This window comes from Streptomyces griseochromogenes (assembly GCF_001542625.1).
Classification (GTDB): Bacteria; Actinomycetota; Actinomycetes; order Streptomycetales; family Streptomycetaceae; genus Streptomyces; species Streptomyces griseochromogenes.
In genome coordinates this window covers 2,853,726-2,874,750 of sequence record NZ_CP016279.1, presented here as the reverse complement: position 1 = coordinate 2,874,750, position 21,025 = coordinate 2,853,726, and the positions used below count along the sequence as shown (strand labels likewise).

General features: G+C 71.9%; 22 protein-coding genes. 17 read left to right on the top strand and 5 right to left on the bottom strand.

What is annotated here, in order from left to right; all coding sequences use genetic code 11:
• Positions 1 to 24: 24 nt before the first annotated feature.
• Positions 25 to 423: a VOC family protein gene (locus AVL59_RS12250; protein WP_067302750.1), complete on the top strand. Its 399-nt coding sequence runs from the start codon at positions 25 to 27 to the stop codon at positions 421 to 423.
• Here the strand turns inward: AVL59_RS12250 and AVL59_RS12245 are convergent.
• Both AVL59_RS12245 and AVL59_RS12240 read right to left on the bottom strand, forming a co-directional pair.
• Positions 409 to 1,098 (bottom strand): helix-turn-helix transcriptional regulator, encoded by a 690-nt coding sequence (locus AVL59_RS12245; RefSeq protein ID WP_067302747.1) that lies wholly within the window; start codon positions 1,096 to 1,098, stop codon positions 409 to 411. The two genes, AVL59_RS12250 and AVL59_RS12245, sit on opposite strands and share 15 nt — an antisense overlap.
• A gap of 10 nt (positions 1,099 to 1,108) precedes the next feature.
• A complete protein-coding gene (locus tag AVL59_RS12240; RefSeq protein ID WP_067302744.1) occupies positions 1,109 to 2,047 on the bottom strand; it encodes an AraC family transcriptional regulator in 939 nt (312 codons plus the stop codon).
• An 81-nt stretch (positions 2,048 to 2,128) separates the two neighbouring features.
• Between AVL59_RS12240 and AVL59_RS12235 the strand changes: the two genes are divergently transcribed.
• Entirely contained in the window at positions 2,129 to 2,995 is an 867-nt protein-coding gene (locus AVL59_RS12235; RefSeq protein WP_067302742.1) for an NmrA family NAD(P)-binding protein, read from the top strand.
• A 229-nt stretch (positions 2,996 to 3,224) separates the two neighbouring features.
• On the opposite strand, the gene AVL59_RS12230 is transcribed toward AVL59_RS12235, so the two are convergent.
• On the bottom strand, positions 3,225 to 4,406 hold the full coding sequence (locus tag AVL59_RS12230; RefSeq protein WP_208870354.1) for a YihY/virulence factor BrkB family protein: 1,182 nt from the start codon (positions 4,404 to 4,406) through the stop codon (positions 3,225 to 3,227).
• A 130-nt stretch (positions 4,407 to 4,536) separates the two neighbouring features.
• Here AVL59_RS12230 and AVL59_RS12225 point away from each other — a divergent pair, with 130 nt between their 5' ends.
• The 15 genes from AVL59_RS12225 (at position 4,537) to AVL59_RS12160 (ending at position 19,679) form a co-directional block, all read left to right on the top strand.
• The gene (locus AVL59_RS12225) at positions 4,537 to 6,189 is read left to right on the top strand and encodes an acyl-CoA dehydrogenase family protein (RefSeq protein ID WP_067302739.1); all 1,653 of its coding nucleotides are present in this window, start codon (positions 4,537 to 4,539) and stop codon (positions 6,187 to 6,189) included.
• A gap of 420 nt (positions 6,190 to 6,609) precedes the next feature.
• Complete coding sequence (locus AVL59_RS12220) at positions 6,610 to 7,881, top strand: GAF domain-containing protein (protein ID WP_208870588.1); 1,272 nt, start codon at positions 6,610 to 6,612, stop codon at positions 7,879 to 7,881.
• Between the two features lie 212 nt (positions 7,882 to 8,093).
• Entirely contained in the window at positions 8,094 to 9,428 is a 1,335-nt protein-coding gene (locus AVL59_RS12215; RefSeq protein WP_067302733.1) for a hypothetical protein, read from the top strand.
• Positions 9,429 to 9,515: 87 nt separating this feature from the next.
• On the top strand, positions 9,516 to 10,088 hold the full coding sequence (locus AVL59_RS12210) for a GNAT family N-acetyltransferase (protein WP_067302730.1): 573 nt from the start codon (positions 9,516 to 9,518) through the stop codon (positions 10,086 to 10,088).
• Positions 10,089 to 10,215: 127 nt separating this feature from the next.
• Positions 10,216 to 10,299: a putative leader peptide gene (locus AVL59_RS56005; RefSeq protein ID WP_309486338.1), complete on the top strand. Its 84-nt coding sequence runs from the start codon at positions 10,216 to 10,218 to the stop codon at positions 10,297 to 10,299.
• Positions 10,300 to 10,473: 174 nt separating this feature from the next.
• Entirely contained in the window at positions 10,474 to 12,171 is a 1,698-nt protein-coding gene (locus AVL59_RS12205; protein ID WP_067302727.1) for a nitrite/sulfite reductase, read from the top strand.
• Complete coding sequence (locus tag AVL59_RS12200; RefSeq protein WP_067302724.1) at positions 12,168 to 12,359, top strand: hypothetical protein; 192 nt, start codon at positions 12,168 to 12,170, stop codon at positions 12,357 to 12,359. Before AVL59_RS12205 ends, AVL59_RS12200 begins: the two co-directional genes overlap by 4 nt.
• Positions 12,356 to 13,066 (top strand): phosphoadenylyl-sulfate reductase, encoded by a 711-nt coding sequence (locus AVL59_RS12195; protein WP_067302721.1) that lies wholly within the window; start codon positions 12,356 to 12,358, stop codon positions 13,064 to 13,066. Before AVL59_RS12200 ends, AVL59_RS12195 begins: the two co-directional genes overlap by 4 nt.
• A complete protein-coding gene (gene cysC / locus AVL59_RS12190) occupies positions 13,063 to 13,638 on the top strand; it encodes an adenylyl-sulfate kinase (RefSeq protein WP_067302718.1) in 576 nt (191 codons plus the stop codon). Before AVL59_RS12195 ends, cysC begins: the two co-directional genes overlap by 4 nt.
• Entirely contained in the window at positions 13,635 to 14,579 is a 945-nt protein-coding gene (cysD, locus tag AVL59_RS12185) for a sulfate adenylyltransferase subunit CysD (RefSeq protein ID WP_067302715.1), read from the top strand. The genes cysC and cysD overlap by 4 nt, the downstream gene beginning before the upstream one ends.
• Before the next feature lie 2 nt (positions 14,580 to 14,581).
• A complete protein-coding gene (locus AVL59_RS12180; RefSeq protein WP_067302712.1) occupies positions 14,582 to 15,913 on the top strand; it encodes a sulfate adenylyltransferase subunit 1 in 1,332 nt (443 codons plus the stop codon).
• Positions 15,914 to 16,136: 223 nt separating this feature from the next.
• Positions 16,137 to 17,246, top strand: coding sequence for an aliphatic sulfonate ABC transporter substrate-binding protein (locus tag AVL59_RS12175; RefSeq protein WP_067302709.1), 1,110 nt, complete (start codon positions 16,137 to 16,139; stop codon positions 17,244 to 17,246).
• 32 nt (positions 17,247 to 17,278) lie between these two features.
• Positions 17,279 to 18,064 carry an ABC transporter ATP-binding protein gene (locus tag AVL59_RS12170; protein ID WP_067302707.1) on the top strand — a complete coding sequence of 262 codons (786 nt, stop codon included), beginning with the start codon at positions 17,279 to 17,281 and terminating at the stop codon, positions 18,062 to 18,064.
• Entirely contained in the window at positions 18,051 to 18,935 is an 885-nt protein-coding gene (locus tag AVL59_RS12165; protein WP_067302704.1) for an ABC transporter permease, read from the top strand. The genes AVL59_RS12170 and AVL59_RS12165 overlap by 14 nt, the downstream gene beginning before the upstream one ends.
• 6 nt (positions 18,936 to 18,941) lie before the next feature.
• Complete coding sequence (locus AVL59_RS12160) at positions 18,942 to 19,679, top strand: sirohydrochlorin chelatase (RefSeq protein WP_067302701.1); 738 nt, start codon at positions 18,942 to 18,944, stop codon at positions 19,677 to 19,679.
• Positions 19,680 to 20,226: 547 nt separating this feature from the next.
• Here the strand turns inward: AVL59_RS12160 and AVL59_RS12155 are convergent.
• Complete coding sequence (locus AVL59_RS12155; protein ID WP_067302698.1) at positions 20,227 to 20,550, bottom strand: hypothetical protein; 324 nt, start codon at positions 20,548 to 20,550, stop codon at positions 20,227 to 20,229.
• 43 nt (positions 20,551 to 20,593) lie between these two features.
• The gene (locus AVL59_RS54110) at positions 20,594 to 20,896 is read right to left on the bottom strand and encodes a hypothetical protein (RefSeq protein WP_237281487.1); all 303 of its coding nucleotides are present in this window, start codon (positions 20,894 to 20,896) and stop codon (positions 20,594 to 20,596) included.
• Positions 20,897 to 21,025 lie beyond the last annotated feature (129 nt).

The following is a 21,025-nucleotide window of genomic DNA, read 5'->3' as shown; positions in this document are numbered from 1 at the left end:
TCCCCTCCTGCCTACGGTGGCCGCATGACTCCACGATTCGCAGTGATCGGCGTGGTGGCCTCCGACCTGGCCGCCTCGCTCGCCTTCTACCGCCGCCTCGGGCTGGTCTTCCCGGACGGGGCGGAGGAACAGCCTCATGTCGAGGCCGAGTTGCCCGGCGGACCGGTGCTCGCGCTGGACACCGAGGAGACGGTCCGGTCGTTCCACTCCGGGTGGCGGCCGCCCGCCGCCGGAGGGCGGGTCGGGCTGGCCTTCCGGTGCGACTCGCCGGGCGGCGTCGACGCCGTGTACGAGGATCTGGTGGGCGCCGGGTACCACGGGGAGCTGAAGCCGTGGGACGCGTTCTGGGGGCAGCGGTACGCCACCGTGCACGACCCCGACGGCAACGGCGTCGATCTGTTCGCGCCGCTAGCCGCCGAGTAGCTCGCCGAGTGTCCTGCCCGCCAACTCCCGCACGTCACGGGCGAGGTGGGGCTGGTCCGCGTATCCGGCGCGGGCCGCCGTCTCTGCGTAGGGGATACCGGAGCGGGCCAGGGTGAGGGCGCGTTGCAGGCGCAGGACACGGGCCAGGGTCTTGGGGCCGTAGCCGAAGGCGGTCAGGCATCGACGGTGCAACTGGCGGGCGCCGATGCCGAGTTCGGTGGCGGTCGCCGCGACCGGGCGGCCCGCGCCCAGGCTCTCCACGAGGTGGCGCAGGAGCGGGTCGGGCGCTGCCGCCGACCGTGCGGACAGGTCCAGGGCCACGTCCTCCAGAGCCGCCGCCGGGGCGGGGGCCGCTTCGACACGGTCGCACAGCCGCCGTACCCGGGCGGCGGGCCACAGGTCCGCCAACTCGACACGGGCGTCGCGCAGTTCGTGCGCCCGTACGCCGAGCAGAGCGGGCGCGGTGCCGGGGAAGAAGCGGATGCCCGCCCAGGCGCGGGGCGGGCCCCCGGGGACGTACGCGCGGGTGTCGGGTCCGGCGACCAGCAGCCGGCCCTCGCTGTACAGCAGGTCCATGCAGCCGTCGGGCAGGACCGGGCGGACACCCTCCAGGTCCTGCGGGGTGCGCTGCCACACCACCGCGCCGGTCAGCCGGGACGGCCGCTCCTCGTACACGCACGCCAGGCTACGCCGCCCGGGTGCGGTGCTCCTGGGGGCTGACGCCGTACACCCGCTTGAAGGCGCTGGACAGGGCGAAGGCGCTGCCGTAGCCGACCCGGCGGGCGATGGCGGCGAGGGTGTCCTCGGTCTCGCGGAGCCGGTCGGCGGCCAGGGCCAGGCGCCAGCCGGTGAGGTAGGCCATCGGGGGTTCGCCGACCAGGTCGGTGAAGCGGCGGGCGAGAGCCGCGCGGGACACCCCGGCCTCGGCGGCGAGCACGGACACCGTCCAGGGGTGCGCCGGGTCGTCCTGGATCAGGCGCAGGGCGCGGCCGACGACCGGGTCGCCGAGGGCCAGGTACCAGGCGGGCGCGGCCGCCTCGGGGCGGGAGAACCAGGCCCGCAGCGCGCTGATCACCAGCAGGTCCAGCAGGCGGTCCAGGACCACCTCCTGGCCGGGTTCGTCGCGGACGATCTCCTCCATGAGGAACGGGGTGAGCGGGCACTGCCACAGGTCGGCCGGGAGGGTCAGCAGTGGAGGCAGGGCGTCCAGCAGCCGGCCGCTGATCTCGCCCTGCATCAGGTAGGTGCCGATCAGCATCACCGTCGGGGCGTCCGGGCGGTCGCCCCAGGTGCGCACGCCGAGGTCCATGGAGCCGTTCAGGGTGCGGCCGTCGGGGTAGCGGCACTCGCCGCCGGGCAGGATCAGCGCCTGCGGGGCGGTGTCCGGGGCGTCGCCGCAGGTGTACGGATCCGGGCCGCGCGTGATCGCCAGGTCCCCGGGGCGCAGACGCACCCGCTCGTCGCCGCCGTCGGGGGTGATCCAGGCGTCGCCGCGGGCCATCAGCATGACCGTCAGCGGGGCCTGGTCCTCCACGCGCACCGCCCACGGCGGCTCGAAGCATGCGCGGATCATGAAGGCGCCACGCGCGCGTGGGCCGTCCAGCAGGCCTGCGAGTGCGTCCATGGGGTCAGCGTAGACGCGCGCGTATGCGGGTGAGCCGCTCGGCGATGGTTCCTTGCCCGGGGCCGCAGTTGACTGACGGACATGACGCGGAACACGGGCAGTGAACACGGATGGACAGTGGTGGTGACCGGCGCGTCCGGTCGTACGGGCAGCCGGGTTGCCGAGGCCGCGCGGGCGGCCGGGATGACGGTACGGGCGGCCTCGCGGGCGTACGGCTTCGACTGGCGGGACGACTCGACGTGGGCGCGGGTGCTGCGCGGCGCCGACGCGGCGTACCTGCTCTGTCCCTCGGACGTGGGGGCGCCGGACGCGGCCGACGCGGTCGGGCGACTCGCCCGCGAGGCCGTCGGTCTGGGGGTTCGGCGGCTGGTGCTGTTGTCGGCGCGGGGCAAGGAGCAGGCGCGGCCCGCCGAAGAGGCGCTGCGCGCGTCGGGGGCGGACTGGACGGTGGTACGGGCCTCGTGGTTCTCACAGAACTTCAGCGAGGGTCCGCTGGTGGCGGAGCTGCGGGAGTACGGGGAGCTGGTGTTTCCGGGCGGGGCGGTGCGCGAGCCGTTCATCGACGCGCGGGACATCGCGGACGTGGTGGTCACGGCGATCGGCGCGGGTGACCGGTACGTCGGGCAGGTGCTTGAGGTGTCCGGACCCCGGCTGCTGAGCTTCGGCGAGGCGGTCGCCGAGATCGCGGCGGCGACGGGGCGGGAGCTGTCCTACCGGGCGGTGCCGGCCCGGGAGTACGGCGAGCGGCTGGCCGGCTTCGGGGTGCCGCCCGAGGAGCTGGACTTCGTGGTGGACCTCTTCGAGTCCCTGCTCGACGGCCACAACGCCCACCTGTCGGACGGAGTACGGGAGGTGCTGGGCCGCGAGCCGCGCGACTTCGGCGCGTTCGTGCGGGAGGCCGCGGCGGAGGGAGTGTGGAAGCCCGACGCTGCCGCGGAGCGGCCGTGACACGCGCACCGGCCGCCGGTCACCGCCATCGGGGTACGGGCCGTGGCGGCGGCGAGAAGGAGCAACCGCACGCCATCGCGACGGGGAGAAGCAGCGGCAGCGCGCCATCGCAGCGGTCCGGCCTCGCGCCTTCGCGGCAGTGAGAAAGAGTCGCTTCGCGCCGGTACTGCGGTCGAAAGGAGCCGCTTCGCGGTGCTGTGGTGGTGTGAGGGGCCGTTTCGTGCCGCGGTCAGTGTCCGTGCGGCGGTGTCCCGTCGTTCGTGCCGTTCGCGCCCTTCACCTCGTGCCCCTTGTGCGGGTGGTGCGGGTTCTTCGCGTGGGTGCGCAGGCGGGCCGTGACGTCCTCCGGGGGCAGGAAGCGGGACCAGCGCTCGGGGAACTCGGAGGGCATGTCGGGGTCCTCGGGGTCGGACTCGCGGGCCGCGGCGGCACGGGCGACGTACTCGACGACCTGCGCCTCGCGCAGCCGCTCGTTGGCCTCGCGGGCGGCTGCCGTGGCCGCGGCCGGCCAGACCCGGTCGATCGCGGCGTTCACCGCGGCGCCGACGAGCACGGCGAAGGCGGACACGCCGATCCACAGGAGGACGGCGACGGCGGCGGCGAGCGAGCCGTAGATCGTGGCGCCCTCGATGGTGTTGGTGAGGTAGATGCGGAGGAGGAAACTGCCCAGGACCCACATGGCCAGGGCGACGAGGGCGCCGGGCACGTCCTCGATCCAGGGGGAGCGGACCGGCACGGACACGTGGTAGAGGGTCGTCAGGAAGACGATGGACAGGACCATGACGACCGGCCAGTAGAGGACCTGGATCCCCGTCTCCGACCAGGGCACGATCCGTACCACCGCGTCCGGTCCGGCCACCATCAGCGGCAGCGCGACCGAGCCGATCAGCAGGGCCACGATGAACAGCAGGAAGGACATCATCCGGGTCTTGACGATGCCGCGGACACCGTCGAGGCCGTACATCACGGTGATCGTGTCGATGAAGACGTTCACCGCGCGGGAGCCCGACCACAGGGCGAAGAGGAAGCCGATGGAGATGACGTCCGGCCGGCCGCCCTTCATCACGTCGTGCAGGATCGGCTCGGCGATCTCCTTGACACCCTTGTCCGACAGGACCGTGCGGGAGGCCTCCAAGAGGTTGGTCTCCAGGCTCTGGATGGTGTCCGCGCCGGTCCAGGCGTCGACGTAGCCGAGCAGGCCGATGAGGCTCAGCAGCAGCGGCGGCACGGACAGCAGCGTGAAGAACGCCGCCTCGGCCGCCAGGCCCAGGATGCGGTACTCCATGCAGGAGTTGACGGTGTCCTTCAGCAGCAGCCAGGCGGTCCTACGCTTGGAGACGTTGCGGTAGAGGGCTCTGGCCCGGTGGAGCCGGCCCGCGGGCCGCTCGGGGGTTTCACTTCCTGACTGCACGACCTAACGGTATCCGCCACGGCGGACCGACCTCACCTTCCGGGGCCGGTGACCGGCGCGGACGCGTCCGCGGGCGCCGTTGTGCCACTCTGGAGACCCCGTCGCCACCGTCCCGGGTAGATTCGCCATCATGGCAGGCAACTCGACTCACACCGTGACGAACCAGCCTCCCGCGTTGGCGGGCTACGACCTCTTCACCGCCGACCGGGCCCTCGTGGAGGCGGTCGAGCGGCACACCGTTCCGGACGTTCTGGACGAGGTGCGCGACGAGCTGTCCACGCTCGGCCGGGCCTCCGGTTCGGCACAGGTGCAGGAATGGGGGGTGCAGGCGAACGAGCACCCGCCCCGGCTGCGCACGCACGACCGGTACGGCCACCGGATCGACGAGGTCGAGTTCCACCCGGCCTGGCACCGGCTGCTCGGCAAGGGTGTCGGTGCGGGGCTGACCGGCGCCTGGACGCGGCCCGCCGGGCATGTGCGCAGGGCGGCCGGGTTCCTGATCTGGACGCAGGTCGAGGCGGGCAACTGCTGCCCGCTGTCGATGACCCACGCGGCCGTGCCCGCGCTGCGGGCCGACCCCGCGCTCGCGGCCGAGTGGGAGCCGCGGCTGACGTCCACGGTCTACGACCGTGAGCTGCGGCCCGCCGCACTCAAGCCCGGCGCCCTGTTCGGCATGGGCATGACCGAGAAGCAGGGCGGCAGCGACGTACGGGCGAACACCACCGAGGCCCGGCCGCTCGCCGAGGCGGGGACGTACACGCTGAGGGGACACAAGTGGTTCTGCTCGGCGCCGATGTCGGACGGCTTCCTGGTCCTGGCCCAGGCATCCCCCTCCCGGGGACAAGGCGGTCTCACCTGCTTCCTCGTCCCGCGCGTCCTCGCCGACGGCACCCGCAACGTGTTCCTGATCCAGCGGCTCAAGGACAAGCTGGGCAACCGGTCCAACGCCTCCGCCGAGGTCGAGTTCGACGGCACCTGGGCCCGCCGGGTCGGCGAGGAGGGCCGCGGGGTGCGCACCATCATCGAGATGGTCGCCGCGACCCGGCTGGACTGTGCGCTCGGCTCGGCGGGCCTGATGCGGCAGGCGGTGGCGCAGGCCGTCCACCACTGCACGTACCGGGAGGCCTTCGGCGGCAAGCTGGTCGACAAGCCGCTGATGCGCAACGTGCTGGCCGATCTCGCGCTGGAGTCCGAGGCCGCGACCGCGCTGACCCTCAGGCTCGCGGCCGCCTACGACGACGGAGGCGAGCAGGAGCGCGCCTTCCTGCGGCTCGCGGTGCCGGCCGCCAAGTTCTGGATCACCAAGCGCTGCGCACCGCTGGCCGTGGAGGCCGCCGAGTGCCTGGGCGGAAACGGGTACGTCGAGGAGTCGGGCCTGCCCCGGCTGGTGCGCGAGTCGCCGCTGAACTCCGTCTGGGAGGGCGCCGGAAACGTACAGGCGCTGGACGTGCTCCGGGCGCTGCAGCGCGAGCCGGGCGCCCTGGACGCCTGCCTCACCGAGATCGGCCTGGCACACGGCGCCGACCACCGGCTGGACCGTGCGGTGAAGGACCTCTTCACCGAACTCGCCGACCTGGACGGCATCGAGGGCCGGGCGCGACGCCTGGTCGAGCGCCTCGCACTGGTGCTCCAGGGCTCACTCCTGGTGCGGTACGCACCCCCGGAAGTCGCCGACGCGTTCTGCGCCTCCCGCCTCGGCGGCGATCACGGCGCGTCCTTCGGCACACTGCCGACGGGCCTGGATCTTGAATCGGTGGTGGAGCGGGCACGGCCGGTGCCGTAAGAGGGTCCACGAACCAGCCGAGGGCGCCGTTGCCGACTCAGGGGCGCGGGGAACTGCCCGACCAGCCACGACGACCCCGCAGACGCCGACGCGCACCGGGCCGCACCCCCTGTCGCGGACGCCCCCGCCCCAGCGAGGGTGGTGCTGCGCCGACACGGCACCACCCCCGCCTCACAGGCCCGTTCGAGGCCACGAACGCCGCTCGGAGGCGGCGTCATGGTCAAGTCTCGGCCACCCTCGTACGGTTCACCAGGGTTGCAGGGGGTTGCAACTTGGTGGTGTGTGTGCGCGGAGTGTGTGCCTCCGGCATGATCCAGGCGGCAGTATGAGACCCGCAGCCGGACCGGAATCCGCCGCCGGAATGGCTTGACAAGTGTGTTCGATCGCCTTTCCGGGAGGACCCCAGTGGTGAACCCGCCGATGAACGTGGCGCGCCTGTTCGCCGTGGACGCGGCGCAGGCGGCGCGGGTGCTGAGCGAGCTGCGCGAGGCGACACTCGCCGGACAACGTGCGCGGATCGCGCCCCGGCCGGTGATCGAGCAGTCCTGGGGACGGATGCTGCGCAGCGGGGTCGACCCCGACCACGACTTCAGATCCCGGCCGCTGTCCCTGGACGAAGTGCGGCACAGACGCGAGGAGTCACCGCTCAGGCACATCCTGCCGGTGTTGCGCGAAGGTCTGCTTTCGGTCGCGGACGTGGCCCAGCACATCATGGTCGTCGCGGATGCCGAGGGGCGCGTGCTGTGGCGGGAGGGCTCCCCGCCGGTCCTGCGCAAGGCCGACAGCCTCGGGTTCATGGTCGGCGCCGACTGGCGGGAAGACGTCGTCGGCACCAACGGCGTGGGCACCCCGGCGGTGGTGCGGCGGCCCGTACAGGTCTTCGCCGCCGAACACTTCGTCCGCTCGCACGCCTCCTGGACCTGCACGGGCGCCCCGATCACCGACCCGAGGGACGGCCGGCTGATCGGCGTGGTGGACGTGAGCGGCCCGCTGGAGACCATGCATCCGGCGACCCTCGCCTGGGTGGACTCGGTCGCCAAGCTCGCCGAGGCGCACCTGCGCGAGCTGCACCTGGCCTCGCTGGAGCGGCTGCGCACGATGGCCGCGCCGGTGCTGGCCCGGCTGGAGGGGCGGGCGCTGGTGGTGGACCGGGACGGCTGGGCGGCCGCCGTGACCGGCATGCCCTATGTACGGCGGGTCACGCTGCCCAAGTCCCTGACACCGGGGTACCGGTGGCTGCCCTCGCTCGGCTCGTGCGCGGTGGAGCCGCTGGCCGGGGGCTGGCTGCTGCGGGCGGCCGAGGAGGAACCGCCGGCCGGCACCACCCGGATCGTGCTGGACCTGAGGCGGCCGGTCCGCAGCTCGGTGACCGTCGCCGCCACAGCGGGGTCCTGGTCCCGCGAACTCAGCCCCCGGCACGCCGAGTTGCTCTATCTGCTCGCCGAACACCGCTCCGGGCGCGGTGCGGCGGGCCTCGCCGAGGACCTGTTCGGCGACCCCTCCAGAACGGTGACCGTAAGGGCAGAAATGTCCAGAATTCGCCGATATCTTGGGGACCTTCTGCAACACCGGCCGTATCGTTTCTGCGAGGACGTGGAGGTCGAGGTGCTGCTGCCGGGCGACCCCTGCGACCTGCTCCCCCAGTCCACGGCTCCGGCGGTGGCACGGCGACGGGCGGCGGCGGCCGACTGACGCGCAGGGACGGGCACCAGGCAGGCGCCGGATGACACGCACGGGTGCACTCCGAGGTGCGGCACCCGCCCCGTTCGGCTGACTTCCGCATAATTGCGGGGTCTTCACCCCGCTCCGCCCCTCACTGCCGTAGCATCGCTACGGGCCTCCCCACCTGCTCCTCGGTCAACGCACAGACCACCAGGCGCAGTTGGCCCGCCTGTGGAGGAGACATGAAGCATCGCGGCAGACATCGCCGGCGCAGACGGGGCGCGGCCCTGCGCGCGGTCCTGGCCGGGACCGCGCTGGCCCTGACGGCGGCCGCCACCCTGATCAGCGCCTCGCAGGCCGGGGTCGCCGAGAACCCCGGCGCGCTCAAGCCACTGACCTCCCCGGCCGACACCGGCCCCCTGCGGCTCCAGGAGCATCTGGTGCCCGCACCCACACTGAACCGCCTCGCCGCCTCGATGGGCCACCCGGTCGGGGTCGACGCCGTGCTGAAGGACGCCGACCGCACCCTGCGCGAGGGCGCCGACTGCACCGCCGAGGACCGCGCGACCCTGCCCGTCACCCCGGACACCGACCGCGCCTACTGCTGGGACCGGTCCGATGCCACCGCGACCGCCTGGCGGCCGGCCTCGGTGACCACCTCCGGGGACGCCGACGACGACGGCGTCTGGGGCACCCACCGGGTGATCCTCACCGGCTGGACCCACAGCACCACCACCGGGCCCGCCGCCGAACGGGGCCTGGCCAGGGTCGCCTTCGTCGACGCCGACGACCCGAGCCGTCCCGCCTACCGCTGGGTGCTCCTGGTGGTGCCCGTCGACGGCGGCCGCGACTACCGGGGCCTGGCCTCCCGTATCTCCGGGATGGTCTGGCACCAGGACAAGCTGCTGGTCACCACCACGAGCGGCAGCGCCGAGGCGCTCTACGTGTACGACCTCGACCGCATCCAGCGCACCACGGTGGACGGGGCCGCGATCGGCCGGGTGCCCGGCGGCTGGTCCGCCGACGGCTACCGGTACGTGATGCCCGCCGTCGGCTCGTACCGCTTCGCCGCGGGCCGCTGCACCGCCTCCGGCCCGCCCTGCCCCGGCGCCCTCTCCCTCGACCGCGGCACGGCACCCGACACCCTCGTCGCCGGCGAGTGGACCGCGCCCGGCGGCGACCGGCACAGCCGGCTGTGGCGGTACGCGTTCAGCACGGACCCCGCGCGCACCGGCCTGCTCGCCGCCGACGGCACCGGCCGGGTCGACGCGGTCGAGGCCTACCGGACGCACGCGGCCGGGATCCGGGGCGTGCTGTCGTACCGGCAGCCCGGGCAGGCGCGACCGTCCTGGTACGTGGGCCGGCCGTCCGGATCCATGGACGGCCACGGCGGGCTGTGGCGGCAGGACACCGAGGGGGCGACGGCGGCACACTGCGGCTCGGAGGCCTCGCACCACTGCTGGGCCGCGTCCGCGGGATCCCTGTCCTACTGGCAGGGGACCGGCGAGGTGTGGTCCCTGTCGGACCGGATGCTGTTCGCGATGCCCCTGGCCGCGCTGGACCGGTCACTGGGGTGACGGCCCGGCCGCGGCGCCGGCCGGAGTGACCTGCGGGGCGACCCGGACGATCGACAGACGGCCGGACGGGATGATTCCCTGGCACGCATGAGCAGCATCCCCGTCACCACCTGGTCCCTGGAACAGACCTCGCCTGCCGACCTTCTGCCGGCCGCGGCCCCCGAGGGCGATGTGCGGATCGTCCGCGCCGAGGTCCCGTCCCCCGAATTCAGCCGCTTCCTGTACGCCTCCGTCGGCGGCGACATCCGCTGGACCGACCGGCTCGGCTGGACCTACGCCCGGTGGCGGGAGCACCTGGACCGCCCCGGTGTGGAGACGTGGGTGGCGTACGACCGGGACACCCCCGCCGGGTACGTCGAGCTGGACCCCCAGGACGACGGTGCGGTCGAGATCGTCTACTTCGGGCTGATCCCCGCCTTCCGCGGCCGCGGGATCGGCGGCCCCCTGCTGGCGTGCGGCACCGCCCGCGCCTGGGACCTGGCCGAGCGGTGGCCCGAGCGGCCGCCGACGAAGCGGGTGTGGCTGCACACCTGCAGCAAGGACGGCGAGTTCGCGATGGCCAACTACCAGCGGCGGGGCTTCAAGCTGTTCGACACGAAAGTCGAGGAGGAGCCCGAGGCGCCCGCACCCGGTCCCTGGCCCGGGGCTTACCCTGCCTGACCTGCCGGGACAAGCCGTCCCGCGGCACATGTGACCGACGACACCCTTGTCCCACACTTCGGGACAAGGGTGTCCGCATTTTGGACGAAGCTGGACTGTGTCCAGATCTCCGTGACACGCTTCCGTCATGTCTGGAACTGGAATTGCCTTGGTGAGTCGGCGGCACGTCGACCTCGGCCGCATGTCCAGCGCCATCTGTCCGGCGAGCTGACCGCTCCAGCACCGCCGATCCCCCTGTCTCAGATTCCTGCTGCGCATATCGCGCACGCGTGCCCGCGTGCGCGATATGCGCAGGTCAGAGCCTCCCGCCCGTCACCTGACCGCCATCCTCATCGACGGCGCTGCGCGCCGACCCCATCCGTCGCTGTCCGAAGGACGTACAACCATGGCCGCCACCCCGCAGAACCCCGCCGCGTCCGCGCCCCGCCGCAAGGTGAGTCGTCACCGCGGTGAGGGGCAGTGGGCCGTAGGTCACTTCACCCCGCTGAACGGGAACGAACAGTTCAAGAAGGACGACGACGGTCTCAATGTGCGGACACGCATTGAGACGATCTACTCCAAGCGCGGATTCGACTCGATCGACCCCAACGACCTGCGCGGCCGGATGCGCTGGTGGGGGCTGTACACCCAGCGCCGTCCCGGGATCGACGGCGGCAAGACCGCCATCCTGGAGCCGGAAGAGCTGGACGACGAGTACTTCATGCTGCGGGTGCGCATCGACGGCGGGCGGCTGTCGACCGAGCAGCTGCGGGTGATCGGCGAGATCTCGCAGGAGTTCGCGCGCGGCACCGCGGACATCACCGACCGGCAGAACATCCAGCTGCACTGGATCCGGATCGAGGACGTGCCCGCGATCTGGGACCGTCTCGAGGCGGTCGGCCTGTCCACCACCGAGGCCTGCGGCGACACGCCCCGTGTGATCCTCGGCTCCCCGGTCGCCGGCATCGCCGCGGACGAGATCATCGACGGCACCCCGGCCGTCGAGGAGATCCACCGTCGGATCGTCGGCAACAAGGCGTTCTCGAACCTGCCCCGCAAGTTCAAGTCGGCGGTCTCCGGCTCGCCGCTGCTGGACGTGGCGCACGAGATCAACGACGTGGCGTTCGTCGGCGTCGTCCACCCCGAGCACGGCCCCGGCTTCGACCTGTGGGTCGGCGGCGGCCTGTCCACCAACCCGAAGATCGGCGTCCGGCTCGGCGCCTGGGTGCCGCTGGACGAGGTCCCGGACGCCTACGAGGGCGTCATCTCGATCTTCCGCGACTACGGCTACCGGCGGCTGCGCACCCGCGCGCGCCTGAAGTTCCTGGTCGCCGACTGGGGCGCCGAGAAGTTCCGCCAGGTGCTGGAGGACGAGTACCTCAAGCGGAAGCTGATCGACGGTCCGCCGCCCGCGCAGCCGGTGGCGCGCTGGCGGGACCACGTGGGTGTGCACCGGCAGCAGGACGGCCGGTTCTACGTCGGTTTCGCGCCGCGCGTCGGGCGGGTCGACGGCACGCTGCTGGCCAAGATCGCCGATGTCGCCGAAGCGCACGGCACGAGCCGGGTCCGCACCACCGTCGAGCAGAAGATGATCGTGCTGGACGTCGAGGAGGCGCAGGTCGAGTCCCTGGTGGCCGGTCTTGAGGCGCTGGACCTGTCGGTGAGCCCGTCCCCGTTCCGGCGCGGCACGATGGCCTGCACCGGCATCGAGTTCTGCAAGCTCGCCATCGTGGAGACCAAGGCGCGCGGCATCTCGCTGATCGACGAACTGGAGCGCCGCATCCCGGACTTCGACGAGCCGATCACCATCAACATCAACGGCTGCCCGAACGCCTGCGCCCGTATCCAGGTGGCGGACATCGGTCTCAAGGGCCAGCTGGTCGTCAACGACAAGGGCGAGCAGGTCGAGGGCTTCCAGGTGCACCTGGGCGGTGCCCTCGGTCTGGAGGCGGGCTTCGGCCGCAAGGTGCGCGGCCTGAAGGTCACCTCGGAGGAACTGCCCGACTACGTCGAGCGGGTCCTCAAGCGCTACCAGGCGGAGCGCGAGGACGGCGAGCGGTTCGCCACCTGGGCTGCCCGCGCTTCCGAGGAGGCCCTGTCGTGAGCGAGCGGGCCGCACCCTTCTACTGCCCCTACTGCGGCGACGAGGACCTCCGGCCGAGCGAAGCTCTGGAAGGGAGTCACGGCGCCTGGGAATGCGGGGCGTGCAACCGCGCATTCCAGCTGAAGTTCCTCGGGCTGCTCGCCCGGGGTCTTCAGCGAGCCGACAACGGAGGGGACGAGCGGATATGACGACGGCTCAGGAAGAGCGTACGAGCGAGGAGTTGAAGCGGCTCGCCGAGCAGGCGGGCCGCGACCTGGAGGACGCCTCCGCCCTGGAGATCCTCCAGTGGGCGGTGGACACCTTCGGCAAGCGGTTCTGCGTCACCTCCTCGATGGAGGACGCCGTGGTCGCCCATCTCGCCTCGCGCGTGCTGAAGGGCGTGGATGTCGTCTTCCTCGACACCGGCTACCACTTCCCGGAGACCATCGGCACCCGGGACGCCGTCGAGGCCGTGATGGACGTCGACGTCATCACCCTCACACCGCGTCAGACGGTCGCCGAGCAGGACGCCGAGTACGGCCCGAAGCTGCACGACCGCGACCCCGACCTGTGCTGCAAGCTGCGCAAGGTGCAGCCGCTGGAGGAGGGCCTGAAGGGCTACGCCGCCTGGGCGACGGGGCTGCGCCGCGACGAGTCCCCCACCCGGGCGAACACCCCGGTCGTCGGCTGGGACGAGAAGCGGCAGAAGGTCAAGATATCCCCGATCGCCCGCTGGACGCAGGACGACGTCGACGCCTACGTGGCCGAGCACGGCGTGCTGACCAACCCTCTGCTGATGGACGGCTACACCTCCGTCGGCTGCGCCCCGTGCACCCGCCGGGTCCTGGAGGGCGAGGACGCGCGCGCCGGCCGCTGGGCGGGACGCGCCAAGACCGAGTGCGGGCTGCACGGATGACGGCCCCCGAGAAGCACGACGACCAGGAGAACCACGTGACCACCGGAGCCACCGTCTGGCTCACGGGTCTGCCGAGCGCCGGCAAGACCACCATCGCCTACGAGCTGGCCGGCCGGCTGCGTGCGGAGGGCCACCTCGTCGAGGTGCTCGACGGCGACGAGATCCGCGAGTTCATCTCGGCGGGCCTCGGCTTCAGCCGTACGGACCGGCACACCAATGTGCAGCGCATCGGCTTCGTCGCCGAGCTGCTGGCCCGCAACGGCGTCAAGGCGCTGGTCCCGGTGATCGCGCCGTACGCGGACAGCCGGGACGCGGTCCGCGGGCGCCACGAGCAGAACGGCACGGCGTACGTCGAGGTGCATGTGGCCACCCCGGTCGAAGTGTGCTCCGTGCGCGATGTGAAGGGCCTGTACGCCAAGCAGGCGGCGGGCGAGCTGTCGGGGCTGACCGGGGTCGACGACCCGTACGAGGAGCCCGTCTCGCCGGATCTGCGGATCGAGTCCCAGAACCAGACGGTCCAGGAGTCCGCGGCGTCGGTGCACGCCGTGCTCAGCGAAAGGGGACTGGCATGACGACCGTCGCTTCCGTGCACGGAGACCACGAGGACACGTCCAGCCCGTACGCCCTCTCGCACCTGGACGCGCTGGAGTCCGAGGCGGTGCACATCTTCCGCGAGGTGGCGGGCGAGTTCGAGAACCCGGTGATCCTGTTCTCCGGGGGCAAGGACTCCATCGTCATGCTGCATCTCGCGCTGAAGGCGTTCGCGCCCGCCGCGATCCCCTTCTCGCTGCTCCATGTGGACACCGGACACAACTTCCCCGAGGTGCTGGAGTACCGGGACCGTGTGGTCGCCGCACATGGGCTGCGCCTCCATGTGGCCTCCGTCCAGGACTACATCGACCGGGGTGTGCTCAAGGAGCGTCCCGACGGCACCCGTAACCCGCTGCAGACGCTTCCGCTGACGGAGAAGATCCAGAGCGAGAAGTTCGACGCGGTCTTCGGCGGCGGCCGGCGCGACGAGGAGAAGGCCCGCGCCAAGGAGCGGGTGTTCTCGCTGCGCGACGAGTTCTCCCAGTGGGACCCGCGTCGCCAGCGCCCCGAGCTGTGGAACCTGTACAACGGCCGGCACGCGCCCGGCGAGCACGTCAGAGTGTTCCCGCTGTCCAACTGGACCGAGCTGGACGTGTGGCAGTACATCGCCCGCGAGGGCATCGAGCTGCCGCAGATCTACTTCGCGCACGAGCGCGAGGTGTTCCAGCGGGCCGGGATGTGGCTGACGGCGGGCGAGTGGGGCGGTCCGAAGGAGACCGAGACCGTCGTCAGGCGCCTGGTGCGCTACCGGACCGTCGGTGACATGTCCTGCACGGGCGCCGTCGACTCCGACGCCACCACGCTGGACGCCGTCATCGCCGAGATCGCCGCTTCCCGGCTGACCGAGCGCGGCGCGACCCGCGCCGACGACAAGCTCTCCGAGGCCGCGATGGAAGACCGCAAGCGCGAGGGGTACTTCTAGCCATGACCACCACGACCGAGGCGCTCTCGGCCACCACCCTGCTGCGGTTCGCCACCGCCGGCTCCGTCGACGACGGCAAGTCCACGCTCGTCGGGCGGCTGCTGCACGACTCCAAGTCGGTCCTCACCGACCAGCTGGAGGCCGTGGAGCGCGCGTCCGCGAGCCGCGGCCAGGACGGCCCGGACCTCGCGCTGCTCACCGACGGCCTGCGGGCCGAGCGGGAGCAGGGCATCACGATCGACGTGGCCTACCGCTACTTCGCCACGCCCCGGCGCCGCTTCATCCTGGCCGACACCCCGGGACATGTGCAGTACACCCGCAACATGGTCACCGGTGCCTCCACCGCCGAGCTGACCGTGATCCTCGTCGACGCCCGCAACGGCGTGGTCGAGCAGACCCGCCGGCACGCGGCGATCGCCGCGCTGCTGCGTGTGCCGCACGTGGTCCTCGCCGTCAACAAGATGGACCTCGCCGACTACGAGGAGTCCGTGTTCGCCGCGATCGCCGAGGAGTTCACGGCGTACGCGAGCGAGCTGGGCATCCCCGAGGTCACCGCCATCCCGATCTCCGCGCTCGCGGGTGACAACGTGGTGGAGCCGTCCGCGAACATGGACTGGTACGGCGGCCCGACCGTCCTCGAGCACCTGGAGACCGTCCCGGTCGCCCACGACCTGGCGCACTGCCACGCCCGGCTGCCCGTGCAGTACGTGATCCGGCCGCAGACCGCCGAGCACCCGGACTACCGGGGCTACGCGGGCCAGATCGCGGCCGGTACGTTCCGGGTCGGCGACCCGGTCACCGTCCTGCCGTCCGGCCGTACCACGACGATCTCCGGCATCGACCTGCTCGGCAAGCCGGTCGGCGTGGCCTGGACGACGCAGTCGGTCACCGTGCTCCTCGCGGACGACATCGACGTCTCGCGCGGTGATCTGATCGTGCCGACGAAGGACGCGCCGGCCACCACGCAGGACGTGGAGGCGACCGTCTGCCACGTCGCCGACCAGCCGCTGACCGTCGGGCACCGGGTGCTGCTCAAGCACGGCACCCGCACGGTCAAGGCGATCGTCAAGGACATCCCGTCCCGGCTCACGCTCGACGACCTGTCCCTGCACCCGCACCCGGGACAGCTCGTCGCCAACGACATCGGCCGGGTGAAGGTCCGCACCGCCGAGCCGCTGCCGGTCGACTCCTACGCCGACTCGCGCCGCACCGGCTCCTTCATCCTGATCGACCCGGCCGACGGCACCACGCTCACCGCGGGCATGGTCGGCGAGTCCTTCGCGGCCCCCGACCCGGTCAAGGACGAGGCCTCGGACGACGGCTGGGACTTCTGACCATGAACCGGACGGATTTCTACTCGACGTTCGCGAAGGAGGGCGGCCGCATCGGCAGCGGCGCCCTCGGCAGCGGGCAGGGCGGGGTGGCGCGATGTGCGTGCTGACGTACGCGCACTGCCCGCGCGCCCTCACCCCCCACCGCTGTGAACGAAGACCTGCCGATCTCCCGGCCACGACCTGACAGGCCGTGACCGCCGGGCCAACGAGAGGAACGCCTCCCGTGCCTGCCAACCGATCCCCGCTGTTTCGCCGCGGTATAGCCGCGCTCGCCGCGCTTCCCCTGCTCACCCTCGCCGCCTGCGGTTACGGCTCCCAGGCCAAGGACGACAGCACCGCCAAGATCGCCGCCGGGGCCAAGAAGATCGACGGACTGGGCTCCGTCAGGATCGGCTACTTCGGCAACCTCACGCACGCCACCGCGCTGGTCGGCAACCAGAAGGGCTTCTTCCAGAAGGAGCTGGGCGCGACCAAGGCCGACTACCAGCTCTTCAACGCGGGCCCGTCCGAGATCGAGGCGCTCAACTCGGGCTCCGTCGACATCGGCTGGATCGGCCCGTCCCCGGCGATCAACGGTTACACGAAGTCGGACGGCAAGAACCTGCGCATCATCGGCGGATCGGCCTCGGGCGGGGTGAAGCTGGTCGTCGACCCCAAGAAGATCAAGTCCCTGAAGGACGTCAAGGGCAAGCGGATCGCGACGCCTCAGCTGGGCAACACGCAGGACGTGGCGTTCCTCAACTGGGTCGCCCAGCAGGGATGGAAGGTCGACGCACAGAGCGGCAAGGGTGACGTCTCCGTCGTCCGCACGGACAACAAGGTGACCCCGGACGCCTTCAGGTCCGGCTCCGTCGACGGCGCCTGGGTGCCGGAGCCGACCGCGTCCAAGCTGGTCGCCGAGGGCGGCAAGGTGCTGCTGGACGAGTCCGCGCTGTGGCCCGACAAGAAGTTCGTGATCACGAACATCATCGTGTCGCAGAAGTTCCTCAAGGAGCACCCGAAGGCCGTCGAGGCCGTGCTGAAGGCCTCCGTCGAGACCAACAAGTGGATCAACGCCCACCCCGACGAGGCGAAGGCGGCGGCCAACAAGCAGCTGGAGGCGGACTCCGGCAAGGCCCTGCCCGCCGACGTCCTCGACCCGGCCTGGAAGTCCGTCCGGTTCACCGACGACCCGCTGGCGGCGACGCTCAACACCGAGGCCCGGCACGCGGTCCAGGCAGGCCTGCTGGAGAACCCGAAGCTGGACGGCATCTACGACCTCACTCTCCTGAACAAGGTCCTCGTGGCCGCGGGTGAGCGCTCCGTCAGCGACGCCGGTCTCGGCGCGAAGTAAGTCCGGATCCGAGTTCCCAGGAGGTGACGACCATGGCAACAGCCCTCGCCAAGGCCGCCGAGGCCGAGGCAGTCGAGTACGCCGCCCGCATCGAGCACGTTTCGAAGTCCTTCGCGACACCGGGTGGGCAGCAGCTCGTCCTCGACGACATCAGCCTCGATGTCGCCCCGGGCGAGTTCGTCACTCTCCTGGGGGCCTCGGGCTGCGGCAAGTCGACCCTGCTGAACCTGGTGGCGGGACTCGACAAGCCGTCCGCGGGCGGCATCACGACCCACGGACGCCCGGCTCTGATGTTCCAGGAGCACGCCCTGTTCCCGTGGCTGACCGCGGGCAAGAACATAGAACTCGCCCTGAAGCTCAGGGGAGTCGCGAAGAGCGAGCGCCACGACAGGGCCGAGCGGCTGCTCGAACTCGTACGGCTGAAGGGCTCGTACGGCAAGCGGGTGCACGAGCTGTCCGGCGGTATGCGGCAGCGCGTGGCGATGGCCCGGGCGCTCGCCCAGGACAGCCAGCTGCTGCTGATGGACGAGCCGTTCGCGGCGCTGGACGCGATCACCCGCGATCTGCTGCACGACGAACTGACCCGGATCTGGGAGGAGACGGGCGTGTCCGTCCTCTTCGTCACGCACAACGTGCGCGAGGCGGTGCGGCTCGCCCAGCGGGTCGTGCTGCTGTCCTCCCGCCCTGGCCGGGTGGCCCGCGAGTGGCGGGTGGACATTCCGCAGCCGCGGCGCATCGAGGACGCGCCGGTCGCCGAACTGTCGCTAGAGATCACCGAAGTCCTGCGTGGGGAGATCCGCCGTCATGGCCAGCACTGAGACGAAGACCCCCGCGGACGCGGGAAGCGTCGAGGCGGGCCTGGACGCCCTGGAGACCACCGTCACCGGCCGGACGCCGCTCCGGCAGACCTTCACCACCAAGATCCTGCCGCCGCTCGTCGCCACCGCGCTGGTCCTGGTGGTGTGGCAGGCCCTGATCTCATTCAAGATCGTCGACGATCCGACCAAGCTGCCGTCCCCCGCCGACGTGGGCGCCGAGTTCAAGCGGGCCTGGCTCGAGGGCACGCTGGTCGGCTACATCTGGACCAGCGTCTCGCGCGGTCTGCTGGGCTTCCTGTTCGCGCTGGCCATCGGCACCCCGCTGGGCCTGCTGGTGGCCCGGGTGAAGTTCCTGCGTGCCGCCATCGGCCCGGTCCTGTCCGGTCTGCAGTCGCTGCCGTCGGTGGCGTGGGTGCCGCCCGCGGTGATCTGGCTGGGCCTGGACAACTCGATGATGTACGCGGTGATCCTGCTCGGCGCGGTGCCGTCCATAGCCAACGGCCTGGTCTCCGGCATCGACCAGGTGCCGCCGCTGTTCCTGCGGGCGGGTCGCACGATGGGCGCGACCGGTCTGAAGGGCGCCTGGCACATCGTCCTGCCGGCCGCGCTGCCGGGCTACCTGGCCGGACTGAAGCAGGGCTGGGCCTTCTCCTGGCGCTCGCTGATGGCCGCGGAGATCATCGCCTCCTCGCCGGACCTGGGCATCGGCCTGGGCGCGCTCCTGGAGAACGGCCGCAACGCCAGCTCCATGTCCATGGTCTTCGAGGCGATCTTCCTGATCCTGTTCGTCGGCATCGCCATCGACCTGCTGATCTTCAGCCCGCTGGAGCGGTGGGTGCTGCGCAGCCGCGGCCTGCTGGTGAAGAGCTGACGTCCCATGCACAGGCCGGTTCTCCTGATCATCGCCCACGGCAGCCGCGATCCGCGGCACGCCGCGACCGTGCACGCCCTCGTGGAGCGGGTGCGGTCGCTGCGGCCGGGCCTGCGCGTGGAGACCGGCTTCCTGGACTTCAACGTCCCCTCCGTCAACGGGGTCCTGGAGTCGCTGGCGGCGGAGGGCATGGGGGACGTCGTGGCGCTGCCGCTGCTGCTGACCCGCGCCTTCCATGCCAAGGCCGACATCCCGGCCGTCCTGCGGGACGCTCCGGCGCGGCTCAGGATCCGGCAGGCGGATGTGCTCGGCCCGTCCCCGCTGCTGCTGTCGGCGCTGGAACGGCGCCTGTACGAGGCGGGGCTGACGCCCGCCGACAAGTCCTCGACCGGGGTCGTGCTGGCCTCGGCGGGGTCCTCCGACCCGGAGGCGATCGCAGTGATCGCCGACATCGCGCGGGAGTGGTGGCACACCGGTTGGTGCGCCGTGCGGCCTGCGTTCGCCTCCGCTTCCCTGCCCCGCACCGAGGACGCCGTACGGGAGTTGCGTGCCCTCGGCTGTGAGCGGGTCGCCGTCGCACCATATGTGCTGGCCCCCGGCTTCCTGCCGGACCGCATCACGCGCGGCGCGGCCGGCGCGGACGTCCTCGCGGGCGTGCTGGGCCCGGCGCCCGAGGTGGCGCGGCTGCTCCTGGAACGGTACGACGCGGCCCGTCTGCCGCTGCCGGCCGTGCTCGGCGCCTAGCCGGCCCCACGGCTCCCGGCCCGTCGTGCCCGGTTACGGCAGCCTCGCCGCCGCTCAGCACGCGGCCGGGTTACGCCACCTCGGCGAGGTCCTCGGCCCCGCGCCCCTGGGGTTACGGATCCTGGACGGGCTCTGTGTGCCGACGGGCCGGCGCGGCCGGCACCGGGTGGACGGCCCGTTCCTGGACTCTCTCGCCCAGGATGCCGGCCCGTCGGCCGCGCTCGCGGCCCGGCTGGGCGCTCTGCACCGCGGCGATCCGCAGGGCGAGGTGTACCGGGTCCGCACTCCGGACAGGGAGCGGGCGCTGAAGTGGTACTACCCGACCTGCGCGACGGGGGAACAGGAGGGGATCGTACGGGAGCTGGTCGCGCGGGACTTCGCCGACGACCGGTTCCTGCTGCCCGAGGCGTACATGCCCGCGCACCGAGCCGGGCGAGATGCCGCCGCCGCGGCACTACTGGAACCTCGGGGACGGGGTACGGGCGGTGGTGCGGGCCAGGTGAACCGGGGTGGGGCCCCGTGTCGGCGGCGGGGCCCCACGCGCCGCCTACAGGCCCATGACGTGCATGAACTGCTGCACGAAGGCGAGGCTGCCGCTGCCGGCCGAGGCGCCGATGCTGATGGTCTCCAGGGCCGAGCGGATCCGGCCCCGGTTGGGGGGCCCGCCGTCGGCCTCGGACTCCGCCAGGGCGCCGCGGATGATCTCGCCGTGGCCGACGAGCCCCGGGTACTCGGCGCGCAGCGCGTCGAGGAGCCCCTCGGAGAGGCGGATGACGCCCTCCAGGTTGAGTCCGTGGGTGATGTCGATGCGGACCTGATCGCCCATGTTGGCGGGGCCGTTGATGTTGCCGTGGAAGTTGTACGTGCTCACTGTCGTGTCCTGACTCCTGGTCCGAGGGGCGTTGGGGGTTGGGCTACGGCGCGGGCGGGCCGGATCCCGCGGGTCCCGGGCCGCCTTGGGGACCTGGGCCGCCGTGCGGCCCGGGGCCCTGCCGACCGCCCATGGTGATCCGGCCGTCGTTGCCGAAGATGCTGGGACCGCTGACGTTACCGATGTTGTAGGTCTGTGTGCTGATGACCTGAACGGCTTTGTCGTACGAGCTGGTGTCGACATGGGGGTCCTCCAGGAACCGCTCCGTGGCGACGAGCACGCCCTGCTGGAGCCGGAACAGGAAGTCCCGCGCGTCGTGCGCTCGGCACAGCCCGCCTCGTCCCACCCGTCCAGGTCCTCGCGCAGGCTGCCTTTGGCGCCGTAGTCGTACCGCACGTGCTGTTCGGTGATTGCCCGGCGCGTCCGGGTCAGCCCGCGGTCGTGATCGCGTTGCCGGCGCCGTCGGGCGGCGAAC

Coding starts and splice junctions, on each gene's coding strand:
- AVL59_RS12210 (WP_067302730.1), top strand. CDS start 9,516: ATGAGCAGCATCCCCGTCACCACCTGGTCCCTGGAACAGACCTCGCCT.
- AVL59_RS12160 (WP_067302701.1), top strand. CDS start 18,942: ATGCACAGGCCGGTTCTCCTGATCATCGCCCACGGCAGCCGCGATCCG.
- cysD (WP_067302715.1), top strand. CDS start 13,635: ATGACGACCGTCGCTTCCGTGCACGGAGACCACGAGGACACGTCCAGC.
- AVL59_RS12220 (WP_208870588.1), top strand. CDS start 6,610: ATGAACGTGGCGCGCCTGTTCGCCGTGGACGCGGCGCAGGCGGCGCGG.
- AVL59_RS12205 (WP_067302727.1), top strand. CDS start 10,474: ATGGCCGCCACCCCGCAGAACCCCGCCGCGTCCGCGCCCCGCCGCAAG.
- AVL59_RS12195 (WP_067302721.1), top strand. CDS start 12,356: ATGACGACGGCTCAGGAAGAGCGTACGAGCGAGGAGTTGAAGCGGCTC.
- AVL59_RS12165 (WP_067302704.1), top strand. CDS start 18,051: ATGGCCAGCACTGAGACGAAGACCCCCGCGGACGCGGGAAGCGTCGAG.
- AVL59_RS12170 (WP_067302707.1), top strand. CDS start 17,279: ATGGCAACAGCCCTCGCCAAGGCCGCCGAGGCCGAGGCAGTCGAGTAC.
- AVL59_RS12225 (WP_067302739.1), top strand. CDS start 4,537: ATGGCAGGCAACTCGACTCACACCGTGACGAACCAGCCTCCCGCGTTG.
- AVL59_RS12240 (WP_067302744.1), bottom strand. CDS start 2,047: ATGGACGCACTCGCAGGCCTGCTGGACGGCCCACGCGCGCGTGGCGCC.
- AVL59_RS12180 (WP_067302712.1), top strand. CDS start 14,582: ATGACCACCACGACCGAGGCGCTCTCGGCCACCACCCTGCTGCGGTTC.
- AVL59_RS12215 (WP_067302733.1), top strand. CDS start 8,094: ATGAAGCATCGCGGCAGACATCGCCGGCGCAGACGGGGCGCGGCCCTG.
- AVL59_RS56005 (WP_309486338.1), top strand. CDS start 10,216: ATGTCTGGAACTGGAATTGCCTTGGTGAGTCGGCGGCACGTCGACCTC.
- AVL59_RS12250 (WP_067302750.1), top strand. CDS start 25: ATGACTCCACGATTCGCAGTGATCGGCGTGGTGGCCTCCGACCTGGCC.
- cysC (WP_067302718.1), top strand. CDS start 13,063: ATGACGGCCCCCGAGAAGCACGACGACCAGGAGAACCACGTGACCACC.
- AVL59_RS12235 (WP_067302742.1), top strand. CDS start 2,129: ATGACGCGGAACACGGGCAGTGAACACGGATGGACAGTGGTGGTGACC.